This is a genomic window from Sporosarcina sp. A2 (assembly GCF_050858885.1).
Taxonomy (GTDB): domain Bacteria; phylum Bacillota; class Bacilli; order Bacillales_A; family Planococcaceae; genus Sporosarcina.
This window is the reverse complement of the sequence record NZ_CP193898.1, coordinates 2635189-2652006: the sequence shown is the minus strand read 5'-3', so window position 1 is coordinate 2652006 and position 16818 is coordinate 2635189. Positions and strand designations below refer to the sequence as shown.

Sequence of the window (16818 nt, the reverse complement as noted above, 5' to 3'; positions counted from 1 at the left end):
CGGTGAGAACAGGCGTCATCATTCTGCATGGATTTACGGGTGGCTCATTTGAAGTAAGCCCGTTTATCCGTTTTTTGAAGGAAAAAACCGATTGGATCATCGAAGTTCCTATATTGCCGGGACATGAACCGGGCGGAAGACTTTCTGAAATTACTGCAGAGGCCTGGCTCATGGAAGCAGAGATTACTTTCAGACATCTTCGCAAACGGACGGATCGAATTGTTGTCGTTGGATTTTCAATGGGTGGTTTAATAGCCTTGCATCTGGCGCTTAGATATCCTGTCGATCGTCTCGTTTTGCTTAGCGCTGCAGCGAAGTACATCTCACCGAGGTTACTGTTAGCTGATGCAGCTATTTTGCTTGCAGAACCTGTCATCCGTCAATTTCCACCGAATACGTTTTACCACTTGTACCAATACAAAATAGCGAATACCCCGATTCGTTCAGCTTATCAGTTCACACGGATTGTCCGTCAAATCGCTCCGTACTATGAGAAAATCACTACTCCAGTCTGTATTGTCCAAGGCAAACAGGATGGAATCGTGCCCTATTCGAGCGCGGAATTGTTGTACAAGTCACTCGGTTCTAAAGAAAAAGAACTGATTTTCTCGGATAATGGAAAGCATCACATTTGCTACAGCGATGATTGTGAACAATGGTTTGTAAAAGTTCTTTCGTTCTTGAACAAAGACAAGATGGTTTCGTCACAAGAATGACATGTGTATTGGTTGCGGTAGAGCTAGCGCTGTGGTAAACTAACATGAGCATTGGATACATTTACGCAGAACTCTTCCTCTTGTGAAGAGTGCTTTTTTTTGAATAAAACGGTTTGACGGCATCGCCGCTAAAGAGGAGAATCCTCTATCGAACCGCTCGGCAAAGACCGGGCTTTCCTTTCATCCACTACATCTAACTGACCGGGAGGAAAACATGTTTCCCACATTAGATTTTGTATACGTTCGGAAACATACCCAATAAGCATAAGGCTCCGATTTGCCGCGCTTTCATTTGCAAATGTAACCAATTGTCAAATGGAAAACACAAAGGAGATTGAGAAGTTTGACGAATTTTTCGGAATTAAATATCAGTAAATCAACACAAGACTCTCTAAAGAGAATGGGCTTTGAAGAGGCAACACCAATTCAAGAAGGTACGGTTACATTTGGTATGGAAGGCAAGGACGTTATCGGCCAGGCACAAACTGGAACAGGTAAAACAGCAGCTTTCGGTATCCCAATGATCGAGAAAATCGACACAAGTAATCCTGCAGTTCAGGCACTTGTTATCGCACCAACTCGTGAACTTGCGATCCAAGTTTCTGAAGAAATCTACAAAATTGGTTACGGCAAACGTGCTCGTATCCTTTCCGTATTTGGCGGACAGGAAATCTCACGTCAAATCCGTGCTTTGAAAAATAATCCACAAATCGTTGTCGGTACACCGGGACGTATTTTGGACCATATCAAACGTAAAACATTGAAGCTCGACGGCGTTCAAACACTTGTATTGGACGAAGCAGATGAAATGTTGAACATGGGCTTCATCGAGGACATCAACGCAATCCTTGAGAACGTTCCTGCAGAACGTCAGACATTGTTATTCTCAGCTACAATGCCTGGACCGATTCGTAAAATTGCAGAAACATTCATGAAGGATCCAGAAATGGTAAAAATCAAGTCAAAAGAAATGACAGTCGAAAACATCGAGCAGTTCTTCGTGAAAGCGCAAGAACGTGAGAAATTCGACGTGTTGTCTCGCTTGTTGAACGTACAACAGCCGGAACTTGCGATCGTTTTCGGTCGTACAAAGCGCCGTGTTGATGAGCTTTCACACGCACTTAATATCCGCGGATACATTGCAGAAGGAATCCACGGTGATTTGACACAAGCAAAGCGTATGTCTGTCTTGCGTCAATTCAAAGAAGGTAAAGTTGATATTTTAGTTGCAACTGACGTTGCTGCGCGTGGACTTGATATTTCAGGCGTAACTCACGTTTACAACTTCGATATCCCACAAGATCCTGAAAGCTACGTTCACCGTATCGGTCGTACAGGCCGTGCAGGTAAGAGTGGTATCGCGGTTACATTTGTAACACCGCGTGAAATGGGTTACCTACGTATCGTTGAAGAAACAACTAAAAAGCGTATGACTCCACTTCAGCCACCAACGTCTGACGAGGCACTTCTTGGACAACAGAAACTTGCAGTGGAAACACTTGGAGAAGCTGTTGATAAGAACGAGTTGAATGACTATGTACAATTTGCAACAGACCTTCTTGCTAAGTACGATGCAACAGACCTAGTTGCAGCAGCATTGAAGCACTTAACAAACGAGCCAGATGCAACTCCTGTATCAATTACAGAAGAGCGTCCTTTACCATCACGTGGTGGTAGCGGCGGCGGTAGTGGCCGTGGCGGATATAAAGGCAATCGTAGTGGCGGAAATCGTTCACACGGTGGCGGTCGTGGATTCAGCGGTGGCCAACGTCGTAGTAGCGGTGGAAGCGGAAGCGGGAGCCGTGATGGACGTAGTAGTGGTGGTGGCGGAAGTCGCGACGGACGTAGCAGCACAGGTGGAAGTCGTGAAGGTGGAAACCGTGATCGCTCACGTGGCGGACGCTCAGAGCGTTAATCACACCCTATAACGTATTTAAGCTCGAGAGGTGCGCATGAAAATGTGCATTTCTCGAGCTTTTTGTTATGGTAAAATGAAACATCTATAGGTATGAATCGTATACACTAGTATGAAGTGAGGAGGAACCGACTTGAGAAGTCAGCCTGCAAATCGATTATCCACAAAAGGGCTCACCGTATGGCGCCTTTATGGCTGGTTGCAAACTGGCCTTGTTGCGTTGTTTGCCATTGGTATAAGTACGCTCACTTATTTCCTTGAGTGGCCTTGGTTTATCTATGCCATCGCAGCGGCTGTTGTTGTCCTATACGGATGGTTATTCATCTACCTGTTTCCTAAAATCAGATGGTCCAGGTGGCGCTACGAAGTTCGGGAATCAGAGATTGAACTGCAACATGGTATTTTCATCGTCACTCGAACGCTAATTCCGATGGTTCGTGTGCAACACGTGGATACAGCACAAGGTCCAATTTTGAAAAAGTATGATCTGTCTGCAATATCGATTTCATCAGCAGCAACGGTCCATTCAATCCCGGCACTGGCTGTAGAAGAAGCGGATGAATTACGTAACCGCATATCTGCGCTAGCAAAGGTGGCGGAAGACGATGTCTGAACCACGTTACAAACTGCATTGGGTAACGGTTGTTGTGGAAAGTATCAAAGCGTTGAAAGAAGCCATTTTACCGCTTGTTGTTGTATTGATTTCCGGAAGTAGAAATAATAACAGTGGGAATTGGTTCATTGACAACTGGTCGTTGGTGTTTGGAGCTGTATTACTAATCTATTTACTATCCAGTGGTCTCATTAAATGGTTGCGGTTCTCTTATTGGTTTGAAGATGGCGAGCTACGTATGGAATCCGGCTTGTTTGTCCGCAAAAAACGATATATCCCGTTTGAGCGTATTCAAAGCTTGAATTACACGGAAGGCATTTTTCACCGGCCGTGCGGACTTGTCAAAGTGCAAGTTGAGACTGCCGCTTCGTCAGGTGGAAAAGCTGAAGCAGAACTGACTGCGGTGACGCGGGAAGATGCAGATCGCATCAAGCGAAGAATTGCAGATGCAAAAAAGCGGAACATAGAACAGCCTGATGAAGGTATGGAATTTGAAGTAGATACGTTTGAAGTTGAAGATGAGGTTGTTAAAGAGAAGCGCGTATTTTCGTTGAATCCGAAACAGCTCGTTTTATTAGCTACGACGTCTGGAGGGATTGGCGTCATCTTTTCAGGAGTTGCGATTTTTCTATCGCAGTTCGGTGAGTTTTTACCGTTAGATAGAGTGAGTGATGAGTTGGCGACACTTATAAAGTTCGGTGTGCTCGTTATTGTTCTCTTAGTTCTCGTTGGAGTGTTCGTAGCGTGGTTACTTTCAGTTGCGATGACGTTCTTCTCTTACTACGGATTCGCGGTAAATGTGGCGGATGAAGAGTTAGTCATCACGCGTGGTCTACTTGAGAAAAAACGGACAACGGTTCCACTCAGTCGTATTCAGAGCGTTAGTTTAGTCGAAAATCCGTTACGCCAGTTATTTGGGTACGGCAGAGTTATCGTACATAGCGCAGGCGCAGCGGATGATGGATCTAAAATTCAACTCTTCCCACTTGTGAAAGTGAAGGAGATGTACGGTCCGCTTCAGGAAATTTTCCCTGACTTGGATTTGCGTGAACCTGTGGAGAAGCTACCGAAACGTGGGAGTAAGTTCTTCTATCGTATTGACTTCTTATGGATGGTTCCGGTAATAGCGGCAGTGGGCTGGTTTTATTATCCGTATGGATTATTAACGCTCTTACTTGTTCCTCTTGTCATGTCGCTTGGAATTTGGCAACATCGGTCCGCTGCCTATCGTATTAGTGGTAACCAAGTCACGATTCGCTCCAGGGGCATTAGTTTAGAGACTTCCTATACGATGCGGAAACGAATTCAGTCGATGGGTATCCGACAAACTATTTTTCAACAGCGTCAAGATGTAGCCACCATTCATCTAAACGTAAAGTCCGGCATGGGGATACACGATGTCCGGCTACGTCAAATGGATTTCAATGAGGCTGAGCAATTACTAGAATGGTATGAACCCTCGCGAGAAATGAAACTGGATTAACTCTCTTGACTCACGGGAAGTGATTATAAAACAGGGGGAGCGCTCATAACTCGCGGAAAGTGATCATAAAACAGGGGAAACGCTCATAACCAGCGGAAAGTGATCATAAAAGTAGAAAAACGCTCATAACCTTCAGGAATCCGATCATAACCCACCTAAAGCATCACAAAAAAAGACTGTAGGAACGTCAGCAACACTGACTTCCCTGCAGTCTTTATCTTTTATCGACGACTTTCAATTTAGGTTTACGCCAGCTAATAATCCGTTTAGGATGGAAAATACTTAATCCAATCAAAAATCCAACGACCAACCCTGCAATATGCGCAGTGGCATTAATGTTAGGACCGACAAAAGTCATGACAACACTAAGCCCGATAATTGGTAATATGATTTGGCGAAGCTGAGGCAACGTTTTTTTCGTGTAATAGACCAATGCAGCAAATGCACCGAAAATCCCAAAGATGGCACCACTAGCGCCAACGTGCATATAATTGGAATCGTATACGAAGAATGTAGCGATGTCTCCAAAAATACCAGCTAAGAAGTACACAGTGAGAAAACGTGCTTTTCCAGCAACTTTTTCTAACTCGGGTCCAAAGATGAACAGAGAAAACATATTGAACAACAGATGCATGAACCCAGCATGCAAAAACATGGGAGTAACTAAGCGCCAGTACTCACCTTGTTCAATCATGTAATTCGAACCGATGCCGAAATTGAGAATCGAATCTCCGAAGAAGGGCATCAACGTCAATAGATAAATGATAACATTAAGAGCAATGAGCGTTGTTACAACAGGGTATTGCCGAATGTATTGAGAAAAACTTTCAGTGCGGATAAACATGACTCTCCCCCGATCTTTGTTCTAAGTATACAATTTTTCGACTCCATATGGAAAGAAGGCGATTAAATGATTACGGGAATTGGCTTAGATATTACAGAACTCGATCGGATTGCAAGGCTGGACAGCAAATCTGAGAAGTTCCGGAATCGAATTCTTACGACTGAAGAACACCGACACTACCAACAACTATCGAGTCAGCGTCGCACCGAATTCCTTGCGGGACGGTTTGCAGCTAAAGAAGCGTACGCGAAAGCACTCGGAACAGGAATTGGTCCGGACTGTAGTTTTCTAGATATCGCGATCTTGCCGAATGAAAAAGGTGCGCCGATTCTTTACTTCAACAACCAGCCTGTAGATGGTTTTGTGTCCATTACACATACTCAAACCGTAGCTGCTGCACAAGTTATTCTTCAAAAAACGGAACGTATCTAGACAGCTTTGCATAAATGACTGTCCCTCCTCATAAGATGACCTACCCGATTGAAATAGGAGAGGATGACCAGAATGCGAAGCAAAATTGGATTAGTGTTGTTAGGAGTACTTCTTTTGTTACTGACTGCTTGCGGGGCACCATCTAAAGAGGATGTTGTCAAAAAGTTGAGTGGGAAATGGAATGATTCCGAGGGTTACGATCTTCAAGCGACGATGGAAATCAAAACCGGAGAAGAGCCACGTATGTATGATGTAACCGTTTGGCATACGAAACCTGACTTTTACAAAGTGGATGTTTCACAAAAAGAAAAAGATGAATCTCAACTGATTGTCCGAAACGAAGAAGGAGTTTTTGTTGTCACACCTTCTTTGAATAAAACGTACAAATTCCAAAGTGATTGGCCAGCACAAAATAGTCAGGCGTACTTGATCAGCACGTTGTCTGATGACATTAAAGCAGATAAGAAATCAACAATGACTGAAAAAGAAAAGACGTATGTGTTCGAAACGGCAACTCGCAATAATCATAAGGCAGTTCTTCCAACGCAACAGATTCATATTGACAAGAAAACATTACTGCCTACTCACGTAACATTGTTGGATGAAAACAAGGAAGAAAAAATCCGTGTGACATTCAAGAAAATTACTTTAGGCGTAAAGCGTAAGGCAGCAGATTACGCGGTTGAAATGGAAAATAGCGATCATGAAAAGAAAGAAGAGTTGCCGAAAGATAAAAAGGCTGACCTTGAAACTTACTACCCTTCAGCTATATTTGAAGACGTCACACTTCTTAGCGAAGAACCAGTTGCTACAGAAGATGGAACACGTCTCTTCTTATCATATGGCGGTGGTGGTAAAGAGTTCGTAGTTGTTCAAGAACCAGCAGTTGCAGTAGAAAAACAAATTCAAGTATCTATTGATGGAGATCCTGTCGACTTAGGATTTGCAGTAGCAGCACTATCCGGTAATACAATCCGCTGGGAGCAGGATGGCGTTGCGTTTTACGTAGCTTCTGAATCATTAACTAAGGGTGAACTGATTCAAGTAGCGGGATCCATGCAACCTGACGTAGTGAAGTAATTCAAATCAAAGTAACGGGTGCCGGGCAATCGGGTGCCCGTTTTCCGTCTATATTGACGTACGATGCTTTTCAGGATGATAATAGGACTACTTATTCTGAAGAGGTGATCGACATGAAAAAACTAGTTGACTACCGACCGACTCGTGCTGTTGTGAATACAGACGCTATCCGGTCTAACGTTGGGAATTTGAAAAAGTATCTTCCTGATAGAACTGTGGTGATTGCGGTAGTAAAAGCAGATGGCTACGGACATGGAGCGGTGGAAAGTGCACGTGCTGCATTTCAAGCAGGTGCAACGATGGCGGCAGTTGCGACTCCTGATGAAGCATTGCGTTTACGGAGTGACGGTATTCAACAGCCAATACTTATAATGGGGCCATCCCCTATATCATTTATTAAAGAAGCGACACGTCAGAACATCACGCTGACTATTCCCGGGAGTGCATGGGCACGTGCAGCTGTAGATGAACTAGAAAGCGCAAAAGAAAGTTTACACGTTCATGTAAAAATTGATACAGGAATGGGTAGGATAGGCATACGGAGTAAACAAGAATTATTGGAATTATTTTCGATTCTTGAAGGAACTTCAGTCATTAAAGTGGAAGGTACATTTACACACTTTGCAACTGCGGATGAACCACAACATGAGAGAACAGCAGAACAATTTCAGGCGTTCATGAATTTAGTTGCATGTTTTCCAGAGCGACCGAAACTTGTTCACGCGGCAAATAGTGCAGCGGCACTTAGATTTAAAGACTATGCGCTCGACGCAGTTCGATTTGGCATCGGGATGTATGGAATTGCTCCTTCTGAATTCGTTGCATCAGAACTACCATTTCAATTGGAACCTGCGCTACATCTTGAAACAGAAATCACTTTTGTAAAACAAGCCAAGTCAGTTGAAGCTATTAGTTATGGCGGTACGTACAATGCACAACCAGGGGAATGGATTGCAACTCTTCCAATAGGTTATGCAGATGGGTTAAAACGAAACTTACGCGGACAGCAAGTTCTCGTTCGGGGGCAACGTGTCCCTATTATCGGAACGATTTGTATGGACCAATGCATGATTCGTTTGCCAGAATACATACCTGAAGGTGAGCCTGTTGTGTTAATTGGGAAACAAGGGGCAGAAGAAATTACAATGGAAGAATGGGCAACTCGCATCGGTACGATTCCTTATGAAATCGCCGTAACGATTGCCGGACGTGTACAAAGACAGTATTTCGGGGACTAGTTGACTAGCTCTATCTCTCGCACTTTTCGACAAACTACTATACTTCACTGCGCAACTTGTCGCTATATTTCTTTATTTGTCTTTTCATTGTCGAACTCCAATGGTAAGATAAACATGTATAGAAATGAGGAACGGGTTTTGTCGGAGGTGCTTGAGTTGGATGCTAACCAAAACAAAAAAGAATTACTTATGGAAATCCCCGAAAAGATGCTGAAACAAAATGAACAGACGATCGTCCATCAGGAGCAGCAGGGAGATTTCGTATATTACTCGGCTACGCGGTATAAAACTGATTGTGAGTTGAATACAATCAGAGAAGAGATGATGCGTGGATACGTGGAAATGTCCCAAATCAATCTTGGAATTGCTGCTGAATGTCTGCATGCGGAATTCGAAGCACAGCATACGGTGGAACGACTCGTAAGCGGAGGATGAAAAGTTGGCAATTAAACGCGGAGATGTCTTTTTTGCGGATTTGTCGCCTGTCGTAGGTTCTGAACAAGGTGGCACACGACCGGTTCTCGTCATTCAAAATGATATCGGGAATCGGTTTAGTCCAACAGTGATCGTAGCGGCAATCACTGCTCAGATACAAAAAGCAAAGTTACCGACACACGTCGAAATTGATGCAGCACGTCATGGATTTGAGCGGGACTCAGTAATCCTGCTCGAACAAATCCGAACGCTCGACAAATCAAGGCTTACAGATAAGATCACCCACTTGGATCAGCATGTTATGCAAAAGGTGGACGATGCACTGGAAGTCAGTTTCGGACTTACAAATTTATAGGCATACATAGCAAAAAAATCCATCCCGTCCTCCGACAGGATGGATTTTTTGTACAGAAAAGATGCTCAATGGCACAATATCCGTTATACTAATAGACAAAGAAAAACGTGTTTTCATTATAAGGGGGAGCCGACAGTATTATGAATAGCAAAATGCGGGTTGTAGTCAACGAACATATGGACGCCATAATTGACCAATGGATAGAATTAATGAAAGAAGAAAAAGGAGAACGTTTCTTCCATTTTATGCCGCAACATCTTGTCGAGAAGACGAGTCGAGAGTTTACGACATTAATGACATCTAATATTAATGAGAGCGAACAGACCGTTAACAAGGAAAGATTAGAAGACTTCACTGAAAAAGTAATCCGGTTTGGATGGTCTATTAAGTTCGTCAACAAAGCAATCGATAATTTTGCATCCGTTGTTTTTGAAATGCTAGAAGATGAAGATGTCATTACTGAACAAAATCTAAGAATCTTCATGGGTGTATTCACTAAATGGATCAACCCGCTACGCGAGAGCATTATAGAAGCATATGCAGTTAAGTGGGAGCAAACGGACGCACTGCAGAAGGTAGCATTGCAAGAACTTTCCGCTTCACTAATCCCGGTTGTGGACAAAGTATCCATCATGCCGCTAGTTGGAACTATTGATACAGAACGTGCAAAATTGATTATGGAAAATTTACTAGAAGGCGTAGTTCAGCAACGTGCTGAAGTAGTCTTGCTCGATATAACTGGTGTCCCCGTGGTAGATACAATGGTTGCGCATCATATAATCCAAGCGGCAGACGCTGTGCGACTCGTTGGTGCTAAATGTATGCTCGTCGGTATTCGACCTGAAATTGCACAAACCATCGTCGCTCTTGGCATTAATTTAAGTGATTTCACGACAACAAGTACATTGCGTAGGGGCATGCAGGAAGCACTTAGCTTAACAAACCGCGAAATAGTGGAGGTAGAGTAAAATGAATGTTCGAATTCCTATTTTAAAACTAGATGAAGTGTTAATCGTTTCGATTCAGTGGGAGTTAGATGACCAAACAGCCATCCAATTTCAAGAAGATTTACTGAACAAAATGCACGAAACTACAGCTAGAGGTGTTGTCATCGACTTAACATCTATAGACTTCATTGACTCATTTATAGCAAAAGTACTAGGCGACGTAATCAGTATGTCAAGTCTCATGGGAGCAAAAGTGGTCATTACGGGTATCCAACCTGCCGTCGCAATTACATTGATTGAACTTGGTATTCGATTGGAAAACGTTATGACAGCCCTTGATCTTGAAAATGGTCTTACGAAGCTTCGCAAAGAATTGGAGGCCTGAATATGGATAACCGGTCTTCTGTAGAGATTTTCACGGAATGGGATATTGTTGCTGCAAGACAGCTTGGTCGAAATGAAGCGAAAAACTCCGGGTTCGGAACAGTGGACCAAGCGCGTATTACTACCGCGATAAGTGAACTAGCGCGTAATATCTACTTATATGCAGGTAAAGGGAAGATTGAAATTGAGCGTCTTTCTATCGATGGCATGAAAGGGATGACCATCATTGCTTCAGATGAGGGACCCGGAATACCTGATTTACGACGAGTAATGGAAGATGGATTTACAACTTCTGGCGGACTAGGTGCAGGAATGCCTGGTGTAAAACGTCTCATGGATGACTTCAAAGTCGAATCAGAGGTAGGAAAAGGTACAACAATAACGGCAACTAAATGGCTGCGATAAGGAGAATAAGGAATGCCGCAAGAAGTGGGAAAGCAGTATTCAGAACTGCTTCGTAAATACGTCGCTCATAAGGATGAAACCGACTTATATGCTGCCCAGCAAGTAAGCCGGAAATTCATCGAGAAAAAGATATCTCCAGAAGAAGTGATCAGTCTTCACAAAAATACAGTGGAAGAGATTTTTCCTGATCTAGCCCCTAGTATTGGTCCTTCTTATGATTTTTTAATAGAGATTATGATTCACTACGGTTTAGCGTTAATGGAGCACCAAAGTCTTCTGCGAAAGCAGGAAGCGATGCAAATTGAAATGGACGTTGCTGTAAAAGTTCAGGACATGCTACTAGAGACTTCGGTACCTGATGTACCGGGACTGGATATCGGCATGGTGAGTAAACCTGCGAAAAACATGAGTGGGGATTATGTCTACTTCATTGAACAAGGTCATGAGGAAGCATGCGTGGCAGTAGCGGATGTCATGGGAAAAGGGCTACCAGCTGCTTTATGTATGTCGATGATTAAATTTGGTATGGATAGTTTGCGAGACAAAGCAACAGAACCGAAACACGTGTTGGAAGTCATCAACCAGATTGTTGAAAAGAGTATGGATGATTCCATGTTCATTTCGATGTTTTACGGTAAATATGACGGGAATACTAGTAAGTTCACCTATGGTTCAGCAGGTCATGAACCAGCAATTCTCTATCGAGCTGCTGAGGATCGATTTGTAGAACTAGATGCAAAAGGACTTCTATTAGGAATACGTAAAGATGTTGTATTCCAAGAGAATTCGGTTGAAATGCTTCCTGGAGACTTCATTGTCATGCTTACAGATGGTGTGACGGAAGGTCGTAATGCGGAAGGCTTCATTGATGAGGAAGTTATTTTGAAGATGCTACGGGAAATGAAGGACAAACCGGCCCAACAAATTACGGACTACTTGTATACTGAATTATTTAAAATGCAAAACTACATGCTGCATGATGATTTCACACTTGTTCTCTTTAAAAAAGAATAAAAGATGTTTCGTCTAAAGATTCTAAGGGTAAACACTTCTTTAGAGGTCTAAATTCAGAATGAGAAAGCAAGGGGTGTCTATAAATGAATTTACAAGTTGATGTGGAACAGAAAGACTGTGTCCATTTATTTAAAATCGTTGGTGAGATTGATGCTTTTACAGCTCCAACCTTAAGAGAAAGACTTGAAAAAGTTGCAGATGAGCCTGAGTGTCAAGCTGTTCTCGACTTTTCAGAAGTGAATTATATGGACAGTACTGGACTAGGTGTGTTCGTTGCTTTTTATAAGAGAGTAAAAGCAGTAAATGGGTCTGTTAAAATTGTCGGATTAAATAAGCGTTTGAAACGATTGTTCGAAATTACTGGACTCGATGATATCGTAGAGATTGAAATGGAAAGTGGGGACCCAAATGGCACCGTTTGATTACATTGAAATTAAAGTTCCAGCTAAGCCCCAGTATGTAAGTGTTGCAAGACTTACCATTTCAGGTTTAGCAAGCCGTTTAGGTTTTACATATGACGAAATTGAAGATTTGAAGATAGCGTCAAGTGAAGCTATAACAAATGCTGTTCGTCATGCTTACGATGATGACGAAGAAGGCGAAGTTATTGTAGGCTGCGCATTGTATGAGGATAGGTTAGAAATTATGGTAGCGGACCACGGTCAAAGTTTTAACTTCGAAGAAACAAAAAAACGAGTCGGTCCTTATACTGAGCAAGATACAGATGTCCAACTTTTACGCGAAGGAGGACTGGGACTCTACTTAATGGAAACACTTATGGATGATGTTAAAGTCCATCATGAAGAAGGAGTCACTGTTTTCATGACCAAATACCTTGGCAGAGAGCGGGGCGAAGCGGATGTCAAGCAAACAGCCTACTCGTGATCCGCAAGTTCAAGAACAAGTACTAGAGTGGATTCGCCGTTATCAAGAGAATGAGGATGACGAAGCACAAACACATTTGGTCATGCATTACGAGCGTCTTGTTCAATCGATTGCGCGTAAGTATTCTAAAGGGAAATCGTATCATGAAGATATCGCTCAAGTGGGCATGCTAGGCCTACTCGGTGCTATCCGTCGCTACGACCCTGAATTCGGTCGTAGTTTCGAAGCGTTTGCAGTCCCTACTATTATCGGAGAGATTAAACGGTTTTTACGTGATAAAACTTGGGCTGTCCATGTCCCGCGTCGTATAAAGGAGCTCGGTCCTCGCATAAAAGCCACTGTAGAGACTCTTACTACAGAACTTCAACGTTCACCGTTAGTGAGCGAGATTGCAGAGTACTTGGAAGTGGACGAAGAATCGGTGTTAGAAGCAATGGAGATGGGACGTAGCTATCAGGCTCTTTCTATGGACCATACGCTTGAAGCGGATTCTGAAGGTGGAACGGTAACTCTGTTTGACATTATCGGTGCAAAAGACGACGGATATGAAAAAACAGATCAGCGTTTACTAGTAGCAGATGCGTTGAATGTATTGTCTGACAGAGAGAAACAGATCATCCAATATACATATATTGAACAACTTAGCCAAAAAGAGACCGGTGAGCTTCTTGGCATCTCTCAAATGCATGTGTCAAGACTTCAACGCAAGGCAATTAAGAAATTGCAGGAAGCCATTGTGGCTGCAGGCGGAGTCACCTAATGGAATCATTTAAAAACGATCATATCGAGGCGTATGTCTATCAGCAGGCCAAAGGTGGAAATCGTGATTCAGGGGACGTGTACTTTCTTCATGCGGAAGAGGATTATTTCATATGTGCCATTGCAGATGGACTCGGGAGTGGAATGGTTGCCCGACAGTCTGCAGAAGTCATGCCGCGAATATTAGAAGAGCATCACGCAGAAACGATTGAGGAATTACTCAGTCGCATCAATGAACACATGGTTCAAAAGCGCGGAGCAGCGGTTGCTATTGTAAAAGTAGATTATACTCAGCAAACGATTCAACATAGTTGTGTGGGCAATGTCCGGTTGTATATCCGGCAACATGACGGCAAAATGTTATATCCACTTCCAGTGATGGGGTACTTATCCGGACGTCCTCAAAAGATGAAGACTCAAGAGTATACGTATCAGCGTGGTGACTTGTTCTTCATGCACTCAGATGGTGTTGAACTAAGAAGTCCCAAAGCTTATTTAAGCCAAAGTGATGATCCTCTAGCGCTATCTGAATTGGTACGCGAAACGGTGAAACCTGGCGACGATGCGACGTTTATCGCAGGAACCCTGCTTCTGTAACTAGGAGGCGGGATTTTTTGTGTCCATTTTCATGGTAAACTAAGAAGGAATGAATGGGGGAATGGAAATGTCAGAACGAATTTTAGAACTAACCGCAAAACGTGCAGCACTTCCGTTGAAACAAACCAAGCAAGTTGTAGCGTTATTGGATGAGGGGAATACGGTACCTTTCATTGCACGATATCGTAAAGAAGCAACCGGCTCATTAGATGAAGTTCAAATTAAAGATATTGAAGATGCTTATCAGTACAGCAAAGGATTAGAGCAGCGAAAAGAAGAAGTGCTCCGTCTGATAGGGGAACAAGGCAAACTAACACCCGAGCTGGAACAACAAATTGTAACTGCCGACGTTTTACAACGTCTTGAAGACTTGTATCGCCCTTACAAGCAAAAGCGGCGCACGCGTGCCATGATTGCGATTGAAAAAGGATTGAACGAGCTAGCAGATCAACTCTTACAATTTACAAATCAACCTACAGAAACGTTAGCAAAAGCGTTCATTGACCAAGAAAAAGAAGTAAACACTGTCGAAGAAGCGTTGGCAGGTGCGCAAGATATTATTGCTGAACGCATTGCGGATGATGCCACTTTGCGTGAAAAGATTCGGAAAGTCAGCTGGTCTAGTGGGACAATCATCTCCGCAAAACGTAAAGATGCTCAAGATGAAAAAAGTATCTATGAAATGTACTACGAGTATGAGGAACCTTTGTCTAAAGTAGTTCCGCACCGTGTCCTAGCACTTAACCGTGGTGAAAAAGAAGATGTATTACGTGTTTCTGTAGGGTTTCCAGCAGATCGAATTGTCGGAGACTTGGAACGAAGTGTTATTAAACGAGAATCGTCTCCAGCTACTTCGCAAGTAAAAGAAGCATTGGAAGACTCTTTCAAGCGATTAATTGCGCCTTCTGTAGAACGTGAAATTAGAACTGCGTTGTCAGAAAAAGCGGAAGCGCAAGCAATTCATGTATTTGCGGAGAACTTAAAAAGTTTACTATTACAGCCACCGTTAAAAGGACGTATGGTGCTAGGTGTAGATCCGGCATTCCGTACTGGGTGCAAACTTGCAGTCATAGATGAAACGGGCAAAAATATGGAGATCTCAGTAATTTATCCACATCCTCCTAAAGCTCAAAAAGAGGCATCCAAGAAAATTGTCTTGCAGTTGCTGAAGAAATACGACATAAAACTAATAGCGATAGGCAACGGAACTGCATCTAGAGAGACAGAAAAGTTCATTGCTGAAACGATTAAGGAAGCCGTTACTGAAGTAGCCTATGTCATTGTCAATGAAGCTGGGGCAAGTGTATATTCAGCTTCTGCACAGGCGCGTTCTGAATTTCCGGATCTTCAAGTTGAGCAACGTAGTGCAATTTCAATTGCCAGGAGATTGCAAGATCCACTGTCTGAATTAGTTAAAATTGATCCCGAATCAATCGGTGTCGGCCAATATCAGCATGACGTTCCTAAAAAGCAACTAGCAGAGTCTCTATCTTTTGTCGTAGAAACTGCAGTAAACCGAGTGGGAGTCAATGTGAATACTGCTTCTGCGTCGTTACTGCAATATGTTGCAGGTTTGTCTAAGACGGTAGCTGAAAATATTGTGAAGAAACGTGAAGAAGAAGGTCAGTTCGAAAAAAGAATTCAGTTGAAGAAAATTCCACGTTTGGGTGCGAAGACTTATGAACAAGCAATCGGTTTCCTAAGAGTGCCGAATGCTAAAGAATTATTTGATGGAACAGGGATTCATCCTGAAAGTTACGGACTAGCCGAGGAGATTTTAAAGGATGCAGGCATCACAAAAAAACAAATCGGGTCAGCTGAAGCTATCGATGCACTTGATAAAATATCGAGTCAACAACTAGCGAATAAGTTGAACATTGGTACTGTAACTGTCAACGACGTAATCGAAACGTTGAAACGACCGAATCGTGATCCACGTGAAGAGTACCCGCAGCCACTCTTAAAAGCAGATGTTTTAGATATGAAAGATCTGCATGAAGGAATGGAAATGCAGGGAACAGTGCGAAATGTTGTCGATTTTGGTGCGTTCGTTGATATTGGGGTTCACGAAGATGGACTCGTTCATATCTCTAAGTTGAAAAAGGGGTTCGTTAAGCATCCATTGGATGTTGTGGCTTCAGGAGACATTGTAACAGTATGGGTTGAGACTGTAGACAAAGCTAAAGGTAGAATTGCTCTAACGATGTTACCCCCAACTAAAAAATGATGCAGAATGAGCCAATCCTAACGATACCTGAATTACAGGCGCTCACTGAAGCATTATCGATGCAATGGTTTCATAAACCTTTTCAACATGTAGTTAGTTATAACAGTCGGCTTCGGACGACTGGTGGTAGGTATATGCTGTCGGATCATTCTATTGAAGTGAATCCTCAAATCGAGAAAGAATTTGGTAGGGATGAAGTAGTGGGTGTGATAAAACATGAATTATGTCACTATCATCTTCATATAGAAGGAAGAGGCTACAAACACGGTGATTCTGATTTTAAAGCTCTATTAAAAAAAACGAATTCCCCGAGATTTTGCAAGTCACTTAAAAGTCGTAAACTATCTTCTAGGTCGATCCGAATCTACTCATGTATGCAGTGTGGTCTAAGATATGAGCGGAAGAGACGCGTAGACACGCAACGATACCGGTGTGGGAAATGTCACGGCGTGCTAAAAGAAACGAAGTAAAAGCGATATTTCTTTAACG

Annotated in this window: 20 protein-coding genes; 19 read left to right on the top strand and 1 reads right to left on the bottom strand. The window is 42.9% G+C overall.

Going from position 1 to position 16818, the window contains the following annotated elements; all coding sequences use genetic code 11:
* Positions 1–2: 2 nt before the first annotated feature.
* From ACRPI0_RS13470 to ACRPI0_RS13455, 4 genes are all read left to right on the top strand, one after another.
* Positions 3–716: an alpha/beta hydrolase gene (locus ACRPI0_RS13470; RefSeq protein WP_432353185.1), complete on the top strand. Its 714-nt coding sequence runs from the start codon at positions 3–5 to the stop codon at positions 714–716.
* 343 nt (positions 717–1059) lie between these two features.
* A complete protein-coding gene (locus ACRPI0_RS13465; protein WP_432353183.1) occupies positions 1060–2631 on the top strand; it encodes a DEAD/DEAH box helicase in 1572 nt (523 codons plus the stop codon).
* A gap of 133 nt (positions 2632–2764) precedes the next feature.
* Entirely contained in the window at positions 2765–3244 is a 480-nt protein-coding gene (locus tag ACRPI0_RS13460) for a PH domain-containing protein (RefSeq protein ID WP_432353182.1), read from the top strand.
* Positions 3237–4727, top strand: coding sequence for a PH domain-containing protein (locus ACRPI0_RS13455; RefSeq protein WP_432353181.1), 1491 nt, complete (start codon positions 3237–3239; stop codon positions 4725–4727). Before ACRPI0_RS13460 ends, ACRPI0_RS13455 begins: the two co-directional genes overlap by 8 nt.
* Positions 4728–4941: 214 nt before the next feature.
* Here ACRPI0_RS13455 and ACRPI0_RS13450 read toward each other — a convergent pair whose 3' ends face one another.
* Positions 4942–5571, bottom strand: a complete 630-nt coding sequence (locus ACRPI0_RS13450; RefSeq protein WP_432353180.1) for a rhomboid family intramembrane serine protease — start codon at positions 5569–5571, stop codon at positions 4942–4944.
* Positions 5572–5637: 66 nt separating this feature from the next.
* On the opposite strand from ACRPI0_RS13450, the gene acpS reads away from it, so the two are divergent.
* The 15 genes from acpS to ACRPI0_RS13375 all read left to right on the top strand — a co-directional run bounded on the left by acpS (position 5638) and on the right by ACRPI0_RS13375 (position 16799).
* The gene (gene acpS / locus ACRPI0_RS13445) at positions 5638–6003 is read left to right on the top strand and encodes a holo-ACP synthase (RefSeq protein ID WP_432353179.1); all 366 of its coding nucleotides are present in this window, start codon (positions 5638–5640) and stop codon (positions 6001–6003) included.
* Positions 6004–6075: 72 nt separating this feature from the next.
* Complete coding sequence (locus tag ACRPI0_RS13440; protein ID WP_432353178.1) at positions 6076–7083, top strand: LolA family protein; 1008 nt, start codon at positions 6076–6078, stop codon at positions 7081–7083.
* Positions 7084–7196: 113 nt separating this feature from the next.
* The gene (gene alr / locus ACRPI0_RS13435; RefSeq protein WP_432353177.1) at positions 7197–8321 is read left to right on the top strand and encodes an alanine racemase; all 1125 of its coding nucleotides are present in this window, start codon (positions 7197–7199) and stop codon (positions 8319–8321) included.
* A gap of 156 nt (positions 8322–8477) precedes the next feature.
* The gene (locus ACRPI0_RS13430) at positions 8478–8756 is read left to right on the top strand and encodes a transcriptional regulator (RefSeq protein WP_432353176.1); all 279 of its coding nucleotides are present in this window, start codon (positions 8478–8480) and stop codon (positions 8754–8756) included.
* Positions 8757–8760: 4 nt separating this feature from the next.
* Positions 8761–9111: a type II toxin-antitoxin system PemK/MazF family toxin gene (locus ACRPI0_RS13425; protein ID WP_432353175.1), complete on the top strand. Its 351-nt coding sequence runs from the start codon at positions 8761–8763 to the stop codon at positions 9109–9111.
* Positions 9112–9251: 140 nt separating this feature from the next.
* Positions 9252–10079, top strand: a complete 828-nt coding sequence (locus ACRPI0_RS13420; protein WP_432353174.1) for an RsbT co-antagonist protein RsbRA — start codon at positions 9252–9254, stop codon at positions 10077–10079.
* Between the two features lies 1 nt (position 10080).
* Positions 10081–10443, top strand: coding sequence for an STAS domain-containing protein (locus ACRPI0_RS13415; RefSeq protein ID WP_040285620.1), 363 nt, complete (start codon positions 10081–10083; stop codon positions 10441–10443).
* A gap of 2 nt (positions 10444–10445) precedes the next feature.
* Positions 10446–10847 (top strand): anti-sigma regulatory factor, encoded by a 402-nt coding sequence (locus tag ACRPI0_RS13410; protein ID WP_432353173.1) that lies wholly within the window; start codon positions 10446–10448, stop codon positions 10845–10847.
* 12 nt (positions 10848–10859) lie between these two features.
* The gene (locus tag ACRPI0_RS13405; RefSeq protein ID WP_432353172.1) at positions 10860–11861 is read left to right on the top strand and encodes a PP2C family protein-serine/threonine phosphatase; all 1002 of its coding nucleotides are present in this window, start codon (positions 10860–10862) and stop codon (positions 11859–11861) included.
* A gap of 83 nt (positions 11862–11944) precedes the next feature.
* Positions 11945–12283, top strand: a complete 339-nt coding sequence (locus ACRPI0_RS13400; protein WP_432353171.1) for an STAS domain-containing protein — start codon at positions 11945–11947, stop codon at positions 12281–12283.
* Entirely contained in the window at positions 12270–12746 is a 477-nt protein-coding gene (gene rsbW, locus ACRPI0_RS13395) for an anti-sigma B factor RsbW (RefSeq protein ID WP_432353170.1), read from the top strand. The genes ACRPI0_RS13400 and rsbW overlap by 14 nt, the downstream gene beginning before the upstream one ends.
* Entirely contained in the window at positions 12721–13506 is a 786-nt protein-coding gene (gene sigB, locus ACRPI0_RS13390) for an RNA polymerase sigma factor SigB (protein WP_432353169.1), read from the top strand. Before rsbW ends, sigB begins: the two co-directional genes overlap by 26 nt.
* Positions 13506–14102 (top strand): PP2C family serine/threonine-protein phosphatase, encoded by a 597-nt coding sequence (locus tag ACRPI0_RS13385; protein ID WP_432353168.1) that lies wholly within the window; start codon positions 13506–13508, stop codon positions 14100–14102. Before sigB ends, ACRPI0_RS13385 begins: the two co-directional genes overlap by 1 nt.
* Positions 14103–14169: 67 nt before the next feature.
* On the top strand, positions 14170–16329 hold the full coding sequence (locus ACRPI0_RS13380; RefSeq protein ID WP_432353167.1) for a Tex family protein: 2160 nt from the start codon (positions 14170–14172) through the stop codon (positions 16327–16329).
* Entirely contained in the window at positions 16329–16799 is a 471-nt protein-coding gene (locus ACRPI0_RS13375; protein WP_432355967.1) for a SprT family protein, read from the top strand. Before ACRPI0_RS13380 ends, ACRPI0_RS13375 begins: the two co-directional genes overlap by 1 nt.
* Positions 16800–16818 lie beyond the last annotated feature (19 nt).